General features: G+C 74.3%; 14 protein-coding genes. 6 read left to right on the top strand and 8 right to left on the bottom strand.

Going from position 1 to position 14,114, the window contains the following annotated elements; translation table 11 throughout:
* Positions 1 to 30 precede the first annotated feature (30 nt).
* A complete protein-coding gene (locus ABS735_RS13525) occupies positions 31 to 936 on the bottom strand; it encodes a LysR family transcriptional regulator (RefSeq protein ID WP_373905813.1) in 906 nt (301 codons plus the stop codon).
* 141 nt (positions 937 to 1,077) lie between these two features.
* Here ABS735_RS13525 and ABS735_RS13520 point away from each other — a divergent pair, with 141 nt between their 5' ends.
* Positions 1,078 to 1,281, top strand: a complete 204-nt coding sequence (locus tag ABS735_RS13520; protein ID WP_373905814.1) for a hypothetical protein — start codon at positions 1,078 to 1,080, stop codon at positions 1,279 to 1,281.
* A 4-nt stretch (positions 1,282 to 1,285) separates the two neighbouring features.
* Here the strand turns inward: ABS735_RS13520 and ABS735_RS13515 are convergent, their stop codons facing one another.
* Complete coding sequence (locus ABS735_RS13515) at positions 1,286 to 1,993, bottom strand: SDR family NAD(P)-dependent oxidoreductase (RefSeq protein WP_373905815.1); 708 nt, start codon at positions 1,991 to 1,993, stop codon at positions 1,286 to 1,288.
* 103 nt (positions 1,994 to 2,096) lie between these two features.
* Between ABS735_RS13515 and ABS735_RS13510 the strand changes: the two genes are divergently transcribed.
* The gene (locus tag ABS735_RS13510) at positions 2,097 to 3,008 is read left to right on the top strand and encodes a helix-turn-helix transcriptional regulator (RefSeq protein ID WP_373905816.1); all 912 of its coding nucleotides are present in this window, start codon (positions 2,097 to 2,099) and stop codon (positions 3,006 to 3,008) included.
* Here ABS735_RS13510 and ABS735_RS13505 read toward each other — a convergent pair.
* Entirely contained in the window at positions 2,959 to 3,921 is a 963-nt protein-coding gene (locus tag ABS735_RS13505) for a TerC/Alx family metal homeostasis membrane protein (RefSeq protein ID WP_373905817.1), read from the bottom strand. The genes ABS735_RS13510 and ABS735_RS13505 overlap by 50 nt on opposite strands.
* 151 nt (positions 3,922 to 4,072) lie before the next feature.
* Here ABS735_RS13505 and ABS735_RS13500 point away from each other — a divergent pair, with 151 nt between their 5' ends.
* Together ABS735_RS13500 and ABS735_RS13495 are read left to right on the top strand one after the other, a co-directional pair.
* Positions 4,073 to 5,371, top strand: coding sequence for a polysaccharide pyruvyl transferase family protein (locus tag ABS735_RS13500; protein WP_373905818.1), 1,299 nt, complete (start codon positions 4,073 to 4,075; stop codon positions 5,369 to 5,371).
* 15 nt (positions 5,372 to 5,386) lie between these two features.
* Entirely contained in the window at positions 5,387 to 6,826 is a 1,440-nt protein-coding gene (locus tag ABS735_RS13495; RefSeq protein WP_373905819.1) for an FAD-dependent oxidoreductase, read from the top strand.
* 46 nt (positions 6,827 to 6,872) lie between these two features.
* Here the strand turns inward: ABS735_RS13495 and ABS735_RS13490 are convergent, their stop codons facing one another.
* The 5 genes from ABS735_RS13490 to ABS735_RS13470 all read right to left on the bottom strand — a co-directional run bounded on the left by ABS735_RS13490 (position 6,873) and on the right by ABS735_RS13470 (position 11,667).
* Positions 6,873 to 7,892 (bottom strand): sigma-70 family RNA polymerase sigma factor, encoded by a 1,020-nt coding sequence (locus ABS735_RS13490; RefSeq protein WP_373905820.1) that lies wholly within the window; start codon positions 7,890 to 7,892, stop codon positions 6,873 to 6,875.
* A 46-nt stretch (positions 7,893 to 7,938) separates the two neighbouring features.
* On the bottom strand, positions 7,939 to 8,283 hold the full coding sequence (locus ABS735_RS13485) for a DUF6343 family protein (RefSeq protein ID WP_373905821.1): 345 nt from the start codon (positions 8,281 to 8,283) through the stop codon (positions 7,939 to 7,941).
* 122 nt (positions 8,284 to 8,405) lie between these two features.
* Positions 8,406 to 8,831: a CBS domain-containing protein gene (locus ABS735_RS13480; protein WP_373905822.1), complete on the bottom strand. Its 426-nt coding sequence runs from the start codon at positions 8,829 to 8,831 to the stop codon at positions 8,406 to 8,408.
* A gap of 87 nt (positions 8,832 to 8,918) precedes the next feature.
* Complete coding sequence (locus tag ABS735_RS13475) at positions 8,919 to 9,506, bottom strand: PPC domain-containing DNA-binding protein (protein ID WP_373905823.1); 588 nt, start codon at positions 9,504 to 9,506, stop codon at positions 8,919 to 8,921.
* Between the two features lie 190 nt (positions 9,507 to 9,696).
* Complete coding sequence (locus ABS735_RS13470) at positions 9,697 to 11,667, bottom strand: AfsR/SARP family transcriptional regulator (protein WP_373905824.1); 1,971 nt, start codon at positions 11,665 to 11,667, stop codon at positions 9,697 to 9,699.
* Between the two features lie 184 nt (positions 11,668 to 11,851).
* Here ABS735_RS13470 and ABS735_RS13465 point away from each other — a divergent pair, with 184 nt between their 5' ends.
* Positions 11,852 to 12,730: an alpha/beta fold hydrolase gene (locus ABS735_RS13465; RefSeq protein ID WP_373905825.1), complete on the top strand. Its 879-nt coding sequence runs from the start codon at positions 11,852 to 11,854 to the stop codon at positions 12,728 to 12,730.
* A gap of 84 nt (positions 12,731 to 12,814) precedes the next feature.
* Positions 12,815 to 14,098, top strand: a complete 1,284-nt coding sequence (locus ABS735_RS13460) for an MFS transporter (RefSeq protein WP_373905826.1) — start codon at positions 12,815 to 12,817, stop codon at positions 14,096 to 14,098.
* Positions 14,099 to 14,114 lie beyond the last annotated feature (16 nt).

Genomic DNA, 14,114 nt, shown 5'->3' with positions numbered 1-14,114 from the left:
AGCTCGGCCGAGCTCCGGTCCCGCCGTGTGTCAGGCCACCGCCGCGGCGGCCAGCGTGCGCAGCTCCTCCAGCGCGGCCGCGACCGCCGCACGACGGTGACCGCCGCTGCGCGTGCAGGTCAGCAGCTTGCGGTGCGGCCGGTTCGCGCAGGGCACGCGGACGATCGGCAGCTCGGGGGTCAGCCGGGCGAGCCGGGGCACCAGCGCGACGCCGAGCCCGTGGGCGATCAGGTGGGCGGTGACGTTCCAGTCCACCGCGTGATGGACCACGTCGGGGGTGAACCCGGCCGCACCGCACGCCGACATCACGTGCGTCCGGCAGGGGCTCTGCGGCAGCGGCGCGATCCAGGCCTCGTGCGCCGCGTCGGCGAGGTCGGCGCCGTCCCGTCCGGCCAGCGGATGGTCCGCGGGGACGACCAGGTCGAACGGTTCGTCCAGGAGCGGCCGCTGGTCGAAGCGCGCGTCGGCCGACGGCGGGCTGGCCGGCGTCGCCTCCACCACCGCCAGATCGCTCTCCCCCTCGAAGAGCAGGTCGAAGCTCTCCGCCACCTCGACCTCCCGGATCCGCACCGACAGCCGGGGGTGCCGCTCGCGCAGCCGCGCCGCCATCGGGGCCAGCAGGACGGAGACGGCCACGGGGAACCCGGTGACCCGCAGCGGCCCGGCTGGGGCGCCCTCCCCCGAACGCAGATCCTGTTCGGCCTCGTCCCAGCGGGCCTCGATCGCGTCCGCGTGTGCGAGCAGGCTCTCGGCGGCCGCGGTGAGCCGTACCCCGCGCCCCTGCGGCTCCAGCAGGTCGACGCCCAGGTCCCGGGCGAGCTGCCGGATCTGCTGCGAGGCGGCCGAGGGGGTGAAGTGAAGGGCGCGGGCCGCCGCGGTGACGGTGCCGTAGTGGGCGACGGCCCGCAGCACGTGCAGCCTGCGCAGATCAATCATGAAGTGCACGCTTCACGGTGGAGTCCGTAAAGTCAACCTGGACGTGAACGGATCCGTGGCCGCACCCTGTCAGTGGCGCCACGGTGGGACCGAACACCCACACCAGCATCCCGACGTACCACTGACGCACGAGGAGTCGCCATGCCCAGCACGACCGGTGTCGTCTGCCCGCACTGCGGGTGGCCCGACGCTGCCGAGCCCTTCCAGGTGCTGTCCGCCCACCCCACCGGGGCGGGCGGCACCCTGTGGACCCGGTGCGCCTGCGGTTCGCTCCAGGCCCGCCTCGTCGACGAGCACGGCAGCCGTGTGATCTCGCGCGGCAGGCCCACTCCGGCGGGCTGCTGAGGCGCTACCAGGGCATCGGACCCGCCGCGTCGAAGAAGCCCCCGGTGGGTCCGTCCGGGCCCAGCCGGGCCATCCGGACGATGACCTCGGCGCCCTCGGCCACGGTCTGCGTGCCGGTGTTGCCGTTCAGGTCGGTCGCGGTGAAGCCGGGTTCGACCGCGTTGATCCGCATCCCGGGGAACGCCTTGGCGTACTGCACGGTCAGCGCGTTGACCGCGGTCTTCGACGCCGGATAGGCGAGGCCGGGGTAGCCGTACCCCGGACTTGCCGGTGAGGTCAGTCCGGTCAGCGAGGCCAGTCCGCTGCTCACGTTGACCACGACGGGGGCGGCGGAGCGGCGCAGCAGCGGCAGGAAGGCACAGGTCACGCGGACCAGGCCGAAGACGTTGGTCTCGAAGACCGTGCGCACCAAGTCGGGGGTCGTGTCCTGCGCCCCGGCCACGGTGTTGTGTGCGCCGCGCTGCTCGATGCCGGCGTTGTTCACCAGGACGTCGAGGCCGCCGTCGGCCTCCACGGTCTTCACGGCGGCGGTCACCGACGCGTCGTCGGTGACGTCCAGGACGAGGGGGCGCGCGCCCAGTTCCGCGGCGGCGCGGCGGCCGCGCTCGGGGTCGCGGGCGGCGGCGTAGACGGTGTGGCCGGCGGCGACGAGGCGGCGGGCCGTCTCGAGGCCGAGGCCCTTGTTGGCTCCGGTGATCAGTGTGGTCGTCATGGAATCCAGCCTGTGGCGCGCCGGTGCCGACAGCCAGGCGTCCCGTCTTCCTGGGACCGCGGGTACCAGGAAGACCGGACGCCCGCGGTGTTCACTGGGGAGCATGACGGCTACGGAGTTCGGGCGGGCGTTGCGGCTGCGCAGGGACCGGGTCTCCCCCGAGGCGGCCGGGCTGCCCTCGGGCGGGCACCGGCGGGCGGCGGGGCTGCGGCGCGAGGAGCTGGCCCTGCTGGCCGGTGTCTCCGTGGACTACGTGACCCGCCTCGAGCAGGGCCGGGCAGCCAACCCCTCGGCCCAGGTCGTCGAGGCCCTCGTACGGGCGCTGCGCCTGCCGGCCCAGGAGCGCGCGCATCTGTTCCGGCTGGCCGGGCTGGTACCGCCGGGTCCCGAGACGGTTCCGGCGTACATCCCGCCGAGCGTCCACCGGCTCCTCGACCGCCTGGCCGGCACCCCGGTGGCCGTGTACGACGCGGCGTGGACGCTGCTGCTCGCCAACCCGCCCTACGCCGCGCTGATGGGCGACCCTTCGCGGTGGCGGGGCCCGGAGCGCAACGGCGTGTGGCGCAACTTCGTCGGCCCGGGCAGCCGGGCCCGGTACACGCCCGAGGAACGCCGCGCCTTCGAGGCGGCCCTCGTCGCGGACCTGCGCGCCACCGCCGTCCGCTATCCCGCCGACCGGCGGCTGGCCCGGCTGGTCGCGGAGCTGCGTGCCCGCAGCGAGCGGTTCGCCGAGCTGTGGCGGGCGGACGCGGTCGGCCGGCACGAGGCGGCCCGCAAGGTCGTCGACCATCCGCGGGTGGGGCCCCTCACCCTGGACTGCGACGTGCTCGGCGTGGCCGGCAGCGATCTGCGGATCATGGTCTACACGGCCGAACCGGACACCGCCGACGCGGAGCGGCTCGCCCTGCTCACGGTCCTGGGCACCCAGGAACTGGTGGAGCAGCTCCTGGGCTCGAAGGCAGGCGTCACACCCGCTCCTGCCGCCGTGTGGTCCACAGGCTCGTCGCCGTGGTGACCACGAGGACCAGCACGATGAACCCGAGCGAGAAGGGGATGCCGATCTCGGGCACGTGCACGCCGGACTCGTGCAGGGCGTGCAGCACCAGCTTGACGCCGATGAAACCCAGGATCACCGACAGGCCGTACGAGAGGTGGACCAGCTTCCTCAGCAGACCGCCGATGAGGAAGTACAGCTGCCTGAGGCCCATCAGGGCGAACGCGTTGGCCGTGAACACGATGTACGGGTCCTGCGTCAGGCCGTAGATGGCGGGGATGGAGTCCAGGGCGAACAGGATGTCGGTGAACCCGATGGCCAGCATCACGACCAGCATCGGGGTCATGACCCGCCTGCCGTTCTCCTCGACCCACAGTGCGGTGCCGTGGTAGCGGTCGGCGACGCCGAAGCGGCGCTCGATGGACTTCAGCAGCTTGTTCTCCTCGTACTCCTCCTGCTCCTCCTGCTCGTGCCCGCCCTCGCGGGCGTCCTGGACGAGCTTCCAGGCGGTCCAGATCAGGAAGGCGCCGAAGAGGTAGAACACCCAGGAGAAGGCGGAGATGATCGCCGCGCCGGCCGCGATGAACGCGGCGCGCAGCACCAGCGCCACCAGGACGCCGACCATCAGCACCCGCTGCCGGTACTGCGAGGGGACCGCGAACTTCGCCATGATCAGGACGAAGACGAAGAGGTTGTCGACGCTGAGCGACTTCTCGGTGAGGTAACCGGCGAAGAACTCGCCGCCCGGCCCGCCGCCGCCGAACACGAGCAGCCCCACCCCGAACAGACAGGCCAGCACCACCCAGACGGCCGTCCAGATCCCGGCCTCCCGGAGGGACACGTCGTGCGGCTTGCGGCCGATGAAGAAGTCGGCGGCGACGAGGACGCACAGGCCGGCGACGGTCAGCAGCCAGACGCTGAGGGAGACGTTCACCGGTGCTCCTCGTACGGGACGGGGTCGCGTTCGGGGTGGTTCCTGATCAGGGTGTTTCCGGGATGCCGGGCAGGCAACCCGGCACCGTGCGCGGCCCACGCACCGTGACCGGCGCGCACGGCCGACTCCGCCGACGTGACGGGAGCTCCGGATGACTCTTCGGCCCTCGCATCCGCACCCCGCCCACCGGGGCCCGCGCATCGGCGTGCTGGGTTCCTACGGCGGCTTCAACACCGGCGACGAGGCGATTCTGACCTGCGTCCTGAGCTGTCTGCGCGCCCGGCGGCCGGACGCGCGCCTCGTCGTCCTGAGCCGGAACGCGGAGCACACCCGCGCCCATCACCCCGACGCCGACGAGGTGGTCCCCTGGGAGGGGGTCAGCCGGAACCACGTCGTGGACGTGCTGCCCGGCCTGGAGCTGCTGGTGCTGGGCGGCGGAGGCATCCTCTACGACGGCGAGGCGCGGCGCTATCTGCGGCTGGTGCGCGCCGCGCAGATCCGGCACGTGCCCACCTTCGCCTACGCCGTCGGCGCCGGCCCGTTGACGGACGCCGAGGACCGGGACGCGGTGCGCACGGTGCTGGCGGAGATGGACGACGTCGTGGTGCGGGACGAGGAGTCGCGGCTGGTGCTCGAGGAGGTCGGCCTGGAGCGCGAGGTCGCGGTCACCGCGGACCCGGCGCTGCTGCTGGCCCCGGAGCCGTTCACCGAGGCGATGATGCGCGACGAGGGCATCCCGTCCGGCGCCCGGCTGGTGGGGATGTCGGTGCGCGAGCCGGGGCGGGCGGCCGAGAAGCTGGACGAGGGCGATTACCACGCCCTGCTCGCCGACGTCGCGGACTTCCTGGTCCGCCGGCTGGACGCGCACGTGGTGTTCCTGCCGATGGAGCGGCACGACGTACGGCACGCGCACGCCGTGCTGTCCCACATGACGGCCCCGGACCAGGGCCGCATCCTGCACGGTGACTACAGCCCGGGGCAGGTCCTCGGTTTCATGCGCCACCTCGACGTGGCCGTGGGCATGCGGCTGCACTTCGTGATCTTCGCCGCGCTCACCGGCGTACCGGTGCTGCCGCTGCCGTACTCCGGCAAGGTCTTCGACTTCGCGCGCCGGCTGGGCGCCCCGGCGCTGGTGGGGGTGGCGCGGGAGCAGGCCGGACTGCTGCTGGCCGAGGTGGACCGGCTCTGGGACGAGTACCCGCAGCGCCGGGACGACCTCAGGTCCCGGATGGCGGAGCTGACCGCGTCGGCACGGGAGACCTGTGCGCGGTGCGGGTCCCTGCTCGACGAGATCGGTACCGCGCGCGGCTCGGGCGGCGCGCCCGCGGCGGACGCCGGGCCGGCCGTCGAGGGGCCGGCGGGCGAAGGGCCGGTTGGCGAAGGGCCGGCGGGTGGCGGGCCGGCGGGTGACGAGCCGTACCGTGCCGAATCACGGCCGCTGAGCGCCTGACCCGGAGGGTGAGCGATGCCGATCCTGGAAGAGCCCCGCGAGTCCCGTACCGTCACGCTGCCGCCGCGGCCCGCCCGGCACGGGGGCCGCTGCGACGTCCTGGTGGTGGGCGGCGGCCCCGCCGGGTTCGCGGCCGCGATCGGCGCGGCCGACGCCGGGGCCGACGTCGTACTGGTGGAGCGGTACGGGTTCCTCGGCGGCAACGCGACCGTGGCGCTGGTGATGCCGCTGATGTCGTTCCACAACGAGCACAAGCAGGCCGCGTTCACCGAGGCCGGGGACACCTCACGGCTGCTGCCCACCGACCACGGCGAGGGCGAGCCGGTGGTCGCGGGCGTCCTGTGGCAGTTGCTGGACCGGCTCATGGGCCGCGGCGGCTGTCTGCCGCCCTCCCCGAAGACCGGGTACACGGTCCCCTTCGACCCGGAGCTGTTCAAGTTCTCCCTGCTGGAGATGATGGACGAGTCGGGAGTGCGGATGCTGTTCCACTCCTTCGCCTCCGGCGCGCTGCCGCTGGAGGACGGCTCGGGCTGGCGGGTGGTGTTCGAGACCAAGTCGGGACCGGTGGTGATCGACGCCGGGGTGGTCGTGGACGGCACGGGCGACGGCGACGTGGCGACGGCCTGCGGGGCGCCGTACGAGATCGGACGGCCGGAGGACGGGCTGGTGCAGCCCATGACGCTGATGTTCCGCGTCGCCGACTTCGCCCGGCCGGACTTCGCCGACTACGTGCGCGAGCACCCCGACCAGTGGCGCGGCGTGCACGGGCTGTGGGACCTGATCGAGGAGGCCAGGGCCAACGGGGAACTGCGGCTGCCGCGCGAGGACATCCTCTTCTTCGCGACCCCGCACCCGCGCGAGGTCGCCGTCAACAGCACCCGGGTGACCCGGGTCCTCGGCACCAGCGTCTGGGACCTCACCCGCGCCGAGTACACGGCCCGGCACCAACTGGCGCAGATCGACCGCTTCCTGCGCACCCGCGTGCCCGGCTTCGAGGAGTCGTACGTGGTGCAGAGCGGCACGCACATCGGGGTGCGGGAGAGCCGGCGGGTGCTCGGCGACTACCAGCTGACCGGTCACGACATCCTGGCGGCGCGCACCTTCCCGGACGTGATCGCGCACGGTGCCTATCCGGTCGACATCCACAACCCGCGCGGTTCCGGCACCGTCCTCAAGCGGGTGCCGCAGGGCAGTTTCTACGACATCCCGCTGCGCTGCCTGCTGCCCCGGGACACCGAGCGGCTGCTGGTCGCGGGGCGCTGCATCTCCGGGACGCACGTGGCGCACTCGTCGTACCGGGTGATGCCCATCGCCATGGCGACCGGTCACGCGGCCGGGGTGTGCGCGGCGCTGACCGTCCGGCACGGGCGCGGACCGCGCGGGCTGCCCTACCGGCTGGTCCAGCGCGAACTGCTGCGGCAGGGGGCTCGGCTGCGGACGGAGCAGCCCGACTGACGCCCCGGACTTCCCCGGACTTCCCCGGACCGACGCCCGGGCCGGATCAGCTCGCCCAGTCAAGCAGGCGTTCCCTGTTCTCGGGGGCGCGCAGATGGGCGAGCGAGGCCTTCTCCAGCTGGCGGACGCGTTCGCGGGTGAGGCCCACGTGCTCGGCGACCTGCTGCAGGGTGCGTGGGCGGCCGTCGTGCAGTCCGTAGCGCAGGCTGAGGATCAGGGACTCGCGGGGCGCGAGGGTGCCGACGGCTTCCCGCAGTTCCGCCGCGAGCGCCTGGAACTCGGCGACCTCCGGGGCACGCAGCACCTCGGTGTCGGGGATGAGGTCGCCGACGACGGTGTCGCCGGTCTCGTCCACGGGGGTGTCCAGGCTGACCGCGTCCCGTCCGACCCTGCGCAACCAGACGACCTTGCCCGCGTCGATGCCGCTCTCGGCGGCGACCTCCTCGGTCGTCGGCTCGCGGTCGAGGCCCGCGCGGAGCTTCCGTTCGACCTTGGCGAGCTTCTGCAGCTGCTCCACGACGTGGACGGGCAGCCGTACCGTGCGCGCGTGGGTGGCCAGGCCCCGTTCGATGGCCTGGCGGATCCACCAGGTGGCGTACGTGGAGAACTTGAAGCCCTTGGTGTGGTCGATCTTCTCCACGGCCCGGATCAGTCCGAGGTTGCCCTCCTGGATGACGTCGAGGAGGGGCAGCCCGCGGTGGGCGTGGCGCTTGGCCATCGACACCACGAGCCGCAGATTGGCCCGCACCATGTGGTCCTTGGCCGCCTGGCCGTCGTGGACCGTCTTCTCCAGCGCGCGGCGCCGCCCGGGCGTCGGGGCGGGCTCGCCGGTGTCGGCCGTCTCGAGTTCCTCCCTGGCCCGGACACCGGCCTCGATGCGGGTGGCGAGCCGGACCTCGTCCTCGGCGGTCAGCAGCGGCGTGGACCCGATCTGGGTCAGGTACTGGCCGAGCAGGTCGGGTTCCTCGTCGGGTTCGGGGATCCGGCTGCGCAGCCGTGCGGTGCGGGTGGTGGCGCGGCGGTCCTCCGGGGTGCGTGCGGTGGGTGTGCGTGCCGTGGGCGCCATGTCGCTTCCTCCGTCCCCCTCCTCGGGTCTCCTCGGGTCCTGGGGGTCAGTGCGGTGCGGGCGTGCCGCGTTCGCTCCGCAGCCGGCGGATCACCACCAGCAGGTCGGCCGCCGCAAGGAGGGCGAGCGCTCCGCACACCACGGCGACGACCACGAGCATGCCGCGGCCCGGGCTGTCCCCGGAGCCGGTGTCGGCGGCCCACACGCCGAAGAACACGGCCCCCGCGAGGAACAGCGGCAGGAAGACCGCCGACAGCAGCAGGCGCAGCCGCAGCGGGCTCTGCGCGCGGACCGGTTCGGTCCCGGTGCGCGGGAAGCGGCGGCCGACGGCGCCGGAACGGGAACGGGGGACGGGTTCCGTGGCCCGGTGCGGGCTGTGTCTGTCACTCATGCCGTTCCTCCCCGGTGATCGGGGGCTCGGTGGCCGTGTGCCGTTGGCCGGGTGTCAGTGGCCGGGTGTCAGTGGCCGGGTTCGGCGGCCGTCTGCCGTTGGCCGATGTCAGTGGCCGGATGTCAGTGGCCGGGTGCGGCCCGGCTGATGTCCGCGAGCGCGGAGTGCGGGTCGTCGGTGGCGGCGAGGTCGCCGAGGGTGACCACACCGACCGGGACGCCGCCGTGCTCGACGACCGGGAGCCGGCGCACGGCGTGGCGGCGCATCAGCTCGGCGGCGCGGTCGGTGGTGTCGTCGGGTTCGAGGGTGACCACGGGCGGCGGCGTGCACACCGCGCCCACGGTCGTGGCGTCCGGGTCCCGGCCGTCGGCCACGCTGCGGAGCACGATGTCGCGGTCGGTGAGGACGCCGAACAGGTCGCTGTCGTAGGTCACCAGGACGTCGCCGACGTCCTCCTCGCGCATCAACCGGGCCGCCCGCGCCACGGTCGTCATGGGCTCGACGGCCACCGCGGCCGGTGACATCACGTCTCGGATGCGCCGTGTCATCTCGCGCCTCCCGGGGTGTCGGTAGGGGATTGTCTGCGGGCCGCGTAGCCCGCACCCGGGCCGGTAAACCGTTCCGCGACGGCCGGCTCAGCCCGGGTCGATCAGGGCCAGGCCGATGTCGGGGCGGTGGGTCTTGGCCAGCTCCGCCGGGCTGTCGCGCACGACGACCTCCAGCGTCGGCCAGACCTTGCCGGACAGCAGGTGGCCGCCGCGGGTGGAGCCGTCGGACAGGCCCAGCACGGCGTGCAGGTGCGGGGTCGGTCCCTCGTCGGCGACGGCGATGTCCCCGATCAGGGACAGCACCTCGCACTGCTCCTGGACCGGAATGTGCCGGTAGTCCTTGGCCTGCCGGTCGAACCAGCCGACGACCGCCTCGGAGAAGGCGCCCACGGCGGTCACCTGGGAGGCTCCCAGCGACCGGTCACGGGCGAAGGCGGTGAGCTCGGCGACGGCGTCCTCGCCCTGGTCGAGCACCACCACGTACACCGCGGACGGACCCTCCTGAACCTGCTGCCACTTCATGGCCGGCGGGTACCCGGAGCGGGCCCGGGCAACCCCCGGTCGGCGTCCCGCCGCGGGACCCGACGCGAGGTCCGCCTCCGGTGCCCGTGCGGCCGCGTTGAGCGTCGCCACCAGGAACGGCAGGCGGTGCGGGTCGTAGCGCACGCTCGGCATCGAAACCACCATGCCGCCACCGCCCGGCCCCCTCGTCGCACACGGGGACGCCCACCGCGACCGGCCCCCGCTCGGAACGCTCCTGGTTCACGGCGAAGCCGGTGCGCCGCCCAGCGCTCGGGCGCGTACACGTCGGCCGGCTCCTCCTCGCTCGCCTTCGGACCCCTCTCGTCGCGCTGCTCCCCCGCCTTCACGCCTCGAGTGCCCGGCGGATCGCGGCGAGCCATCCGTCGACCGGTCCGAAGGTGAGCAGCCCGCTGCCCGCGCCCGCGAGTTCGCCGGCCGCGGGCAGCAGCCTCTCGTACGTCCGCCGCAGGGCCGGGCGGTCGCCGAGGTCGAGGGCGAGCGCGGCCTCGGCGCAGCACAGGGCCTCGTAGAGGAGGTCGGGCGGCGGTTCGGGCAGGGCCCGCAGGGCGCCGCGGGCCTCGGTGTCGCGGCCTTCGGCCAGGAGGGTGAACGGCTCGGCCCAGGGCCGGTACGGCCCCCAGTCGGCGCGCGGGTCCACCTCCGCGGGACGGCCGCGGGCCAGGCGCAGGCCGAGCAGGGCGAGGGGCAGGAGCCCGCGTTCCAGACCCGGCATCCCGGCGCCGTCGAGCCGCGCGGCGGCCGACCGGTAGGCGGATTCGGCGCTGTCGTACGGGCTGCCGGAGACGGCCTCGCGCAGGGCCAGGTACCAGGCGGTGAAGACGGCCACGAGGGGGCGCTCGTGCCGTTCGGCGAGGCGGTCCACGGCCCTCGCGTGCTCGTCGGCGGCGGTGAGGTCGGCGAGGGCCGCGCGGGCCTGGAGCCGGATCAGGTGGCCGAGCACCTCGTGGTTGACCAGGCCGTGCCGGATGCCGAGGGCGACGAGTTCGGCACCGATCGCGTCGCGGCGCGGAGCCAGCCCGGCGCGGGTGCAGGACTGCATGAAGACGCCGTTGAGGGCGAACGCGAGCAGCGCCGGGTCGTCCAGGCGGCGGGCGATCCGCTCGGCCTCGGCGGCCGCCCGCGGCCCGCGCGGGGAGCGCACGCCCCGCGACTCCAGGGCGACGGTGGCCAGCAGGCGGCAGCGTGCCGCGTCGGCGGCGGGGTCGTCGGGCAGGGCGACGAGGGTGCGTTCGGCCGCCGCGACGATCCGCCGGGCCAGTTCCGGGTCGTCACCGCGGGTCCAGTTGGCGGGGACGTCGTAGGCGCCGATCACCCGGGCCGTGAGTTCCGCGTCGCCCGTCTCCTCCGCGGCCTGGATCGCCGTCGTCCGGTGCTCCCGGGCGGCCTCCAGACCACCGCCGCCGGTGACCGCGAGGCTCCGCAGCAGGCCGACGGTGGATTCCAGACGGGCCCGGGCACCGGCGGCGACGGTGCGGTCGTACGCCTGGGTCGTCCGGGCCCACAGCCGGGCCGCCGCGTCCGCGGGTTCGCCGGGCGGGTCCAGGTCCGGGTCCTGGGCGAGGATGCCGGCCTCCAGGCGGCGCAGCCGGGGTCCGGGGTCGATGCCCAGCCGTCCGGCCAGCAGGGCGCGGGCCCGGCGCAGTACGGCGAGGGCGTCCGCCTGCCGTCCGGTCCGGTACAGGGCGAGCGCGAGCAGGCGCCAGGACTCCTCGCGCCAGGGGTGCTCGGTGAGGTGTGCGTCGAGGTCGGGGACCGCCTCGGCGGCGCGGCCGAGTTCCACGAGCAGTTCCGCCCGGCGTTCGACGGCGCGCAGCCGCAGCTCGGTGAGCCGGGAGCGTTCGCCCCGGGCCCAGCCCTCCGTGCCGAACTCGGCGTAGGCGGGCCCCCGCCACTCCCCCAGGGCCGCCCGCAGCCGGTCGGGCGCCTGTGCGGCGGGCAGCCGGTCGGCCTCGGCGACGGCGGCCTCGAAGCGCCACGCGTCCACGGTGTCCGGCGCGGCGCGCAGGGCGTATCCGGGGCCCTCGGTGACCAGCAGCCGGGCCGGGGCGCGCGGCGGGCGGTCGGGTTCCAGGGCGCGGCGCAGGTCCCCGACGAAAGTGCGTACCGCTCCCACGGCCCGCGGCGGCGGCGCGTCCCACAGGTCCTCGACCAGGCGGTCGACCGGGACGACCCGCCGGCGGGCCAGGACCAGCCGGGCGAGCACGGCCCGGTGCCGGGGGCCCTTGAGAGCGAGTACATGTCCGCCGCGTCCGGCGGTGACCGCTCCGAGCACGCCGAACGTGACCGCGTCCATGTTCCGTGTTCCGTCCGCTGCGATCCGCCACCGTTCGTGCGATCACCACGGTACGCGTGCGGGGCGGTCCCCGGCCGCTTGCTGATCGGTTGCTGATTCGCGCGCGGCAGGCTCGAGGGCGTCGCCCACGCGATGTGGGCACGCAGCGCAGAGAACCGAGAGAAAGAGAAGGGCACGACCAGCCATGGAACCGACCATCCCCGGCTTCACCCACGACCGTGTGACGGTCGCCGACGGCATCGGCCTGCACGTGGCCGTCGGCGGCACCGGCAGCCCCGTCGTGCTGCTGCACGGCTTCCCCCAGACCCACCTGATGTGGCGGCACGTCGCCGCCGACCTGGCGGCCGACCACACGGTCATCTGCCCCGACCTGCGCGGCTACGGCGCCAGCGACAAGCCCGCCGACCCGGACGGCACCGCGTACGCCAAGCGGGCCATGGCCGCCGACGTGGTCGCCCTGGCCCGGAAGCTGGGGCACGGGCGGTTCGCGCTGGCCGGTCACGACCGGGGCGCGCTGGTCGCGGTGCGCGCCGGGCTCGACCACCCGGACGCGGTGACGCACCTGGCCGCGCTGGACGTGCTGCCGACGCTCGACATGTGGGACGTCCTGCACGGCACGACGGCGGCGGTGGGCTTCCACCTGTATCTGATGGCGCAGCCGCCGGGACTGCCGGAGCAGCTGATCGGCGCCGCGCCGGACGCGTTCTTCAGTCACTTCCTCGACATCTGGACCCGGGACCCGGACGCCCTGCCCGCCGACGTCCGCGCCGCATACCTGAAGGCGTCGCGCGAGGCGGTGCCCTCCATCGTGGCCGACTACCGGGCCTCGGCCGGCATCGACGTCGACCACGACCGGGCGGACCGGGAGAACGGCAACCGGCTGCGGATGCCGGTGACCGTCCTCCAGCAGGACTGGGGCGTCGCTCTCGGCTACGACGCCGCCGCGCTGTGGCGGGCGTGGGCGCCGGACCTGCGGCACGAGACCGTGGGCTGCGGGCACTTCATGGCGGAGGAGGCGCCGGGCGAGGTCGCCGGGGCGCTGCGCGAGCTGCTGACCCGGTAGGAACACCAGCACCCCGGCGTACAACGTCTGGTTGTACCTGCTGCCCGGCCGGTTGTTTGATCCGTTCGGCCCCGGCTCGCTTGGATGTCGGGCGTGACGGAGTCGGGTGTGGTCGAGTCGGACGTGGTGGGCGGCGGGTCGTTGGGGCGGGGGTTCGCATGGCTGTGGGCGGCGTTCGCGGTCAGCACGTTCGGCACGCGGCTCGCCTTCGACGCCTTTCCGTTGATCGCGGTCATGGTGCTGGACGCCGGGCCCGCGCAAGTGGCGGCGCTCGCGGCGGCCGGTCTCGCGGTGGGTGCGGTGGTGGCCGTGCCGCTCGGGCCGTGGGTGGAGTTCCGGCGCAAGCGGCCGGTGATGGTCGCGACGGACCTGCTCCGGTGCGCGGTGCTGCTGAGCGTGCCGCTCGCGTACGCGTGCGGACGGCTCGGCTTCGCCCAGCTGCTGGTCGTGTCGGTCGTCGTCGCCGCGGCCGACATCACGTTCCGGGCCGCCGCCGGTTCCTGCCTCAAGGCGCTGGTGCGACCGCGGGACCTGTTGAGGGCCAACGGCCGGTTCGAGGCGACGACCTGGACCGCGGCCATGCTCGGGCCCCCGGTCGGCGGGGCCGCGATCGGACTCTTCGGTCCGGTGGTGACGGTGGCGGCCGACGCGGTCAGCCATCTCCTCTCGGCGCTGGGGATCCGCGCGATCGGCGGCGGGGAGCCGCACCCGCGGCGCGCGGAAGCGGCCCGGTTGCGCGCCGGTGACCTGCTGGACGGCTGGCGGTACGTGTTCGCCTCGCCGGTGCTGCGCCCGCTGTTCCTCAACACGGTCCTGGTCAACGGCCTGATCATGGCGACGGCACCGCTGCTCGCCGTGCTCATGCTGGGCGATCTGGGCTTCGCGCCCTGGCAGTACTCGCTCGCGTTCGCGGTGCCGTGCGTCGGCGGGCTGGTCGGCTCACGGCTGGCGGGCCCGCTCGTGGCGCGCTTCGGGGAGCACCGGGTACTGGTGACCAGTGGCGTGCTGCGCGTGTGCTGGCCCGTCGGGCTGGCCTTCGTCGGCCCGGGGACGGCGGGACTGGTCCTGGTGATGGTGGTCGAGTTCGGCCTGATCACCTCCGTGGGCGTCTACAACCCGGTGTACGCCACCCGTCGGCTGGAGCTGACGCCCGCGGACCGGGTCGCGCGCACCCTGTCCGCCTGGACGGTCACCGGGAAGCTGACGACCGCGGCCCTGACCGCGGTGTGGGGCCTGCTGGCCGGCCTGACCGGAACGCGTACGGCGGTCGCGCTCGCGGGCGTCCTGCTCCTGGCGACGCCGCTGCTGCTGCCGCGGCGCAACCACGCCTCCGGTCCGGCCCCGGTGGAGCCCGCCGGTGACGGGTGAGATCCCGGGGCCGGTG

The organism is Streptomyces sp. MMCC 100 (assembly GCF_041538145.2).
GTDB lineage: Bacteria > Actinomycetota > Actinomycetes > Streptomycetales > Streptomycetaceae > Streptomyces.
The sequence above is the reverse complement of the archived record's forward strand: the minus strand, read 5'-3'. Positions and strand labels throughout refer to the sequence as shown.

Coding starts and splice junctions, on each gene's coding strand:
- ABS735_RS13470 (WP_373905824.1), bottom strand. CDS start 11,667: ATGGACGCGGTCACGTTCGGCGTGCTCGGAGCGGTCACCGCCGGACGC.
- ABS735_RS13515 (WP_373905815.1), bottom strand. CDS start 1,993: ATGACGACCACACTGATCACCGGAGCCAACAAGGGCCTCGGCCTCGAG.
- ABS735_RS13475 (WP_373905823.1), bottom strand. CDS start 9,506: ATGCCGAGCGTGCGCTACGACCCGCACCGCCTGCCGTTCCTGGTGGCG.
- ABS735_RS13495 (WP_373905819.1), top strand. CDS start 5,387: ATGCCGATCCTGGAAGAGCCCCGCGAGTCCCGTACCGTCACGCTGCCG.
- ABS735_RS13520 (WP_373905814.1), top strand. CDS start 1,078: ATGCCCAGCACGACCGGTGTCGTCTGCCCGCACTGCGGGTGGCCCGAC.
- ABS735_RS13460 (WP_373905826.1), top strand. CDS start 12,815: ATGTCGGGCGTGACGGAGTCGGGTGTGGTCGAGTCGGACGTGGTGGGC.
- ABS735_RS13500 (WP_373905818.1), top strand. CDS start 4,073: ATGACTCTTCGGCCCTCGCATCCGCACCCCGCCCACCGGGGCCCGCGC.
- ABS735_RS13510 (WP_373905816.1), top strand. CDS start 2,097: ATGACGGCTACGGAGTTCGGGCGGGCGTTGCGGCTGCGCAGGGACCGG.
- ABS735_RS13465 (WP_373905825.1), top strand. CDS start 11,852: ATGGAACCGACCATCCCCGGCTTCACCCACGACCGTGTGACGGTCGCC.
- ABS735_RS13490 (WP_373905820.1), bottom strand. CDS start 7,892: ATGGCGCCCACGGCACGCACACCCACCGCACGCACCCCGGAGGACCGC.
- ABS735_RS13480 (WP_373905822.1), bottom strand. CDS start 8,831: ATGACACGGCGCATCCGAGACGTGATGTCACCGGCCGCGGTGGCCGTC.
- ABS735_RS13485 (WP_373905821.1), bottom strand. CDS start 8,283: ATGAGTGACAGACACAGCCCGCACCGGGCCACGGAACCCGTCCCCCGT.
- ABS735_RS13525 (WP_373905813.1), bottom strand. CDS start 936: ATGATTGATCTGCGCAGGCTGCACGTGCTGCGGGCCGTCGCCCACTAC.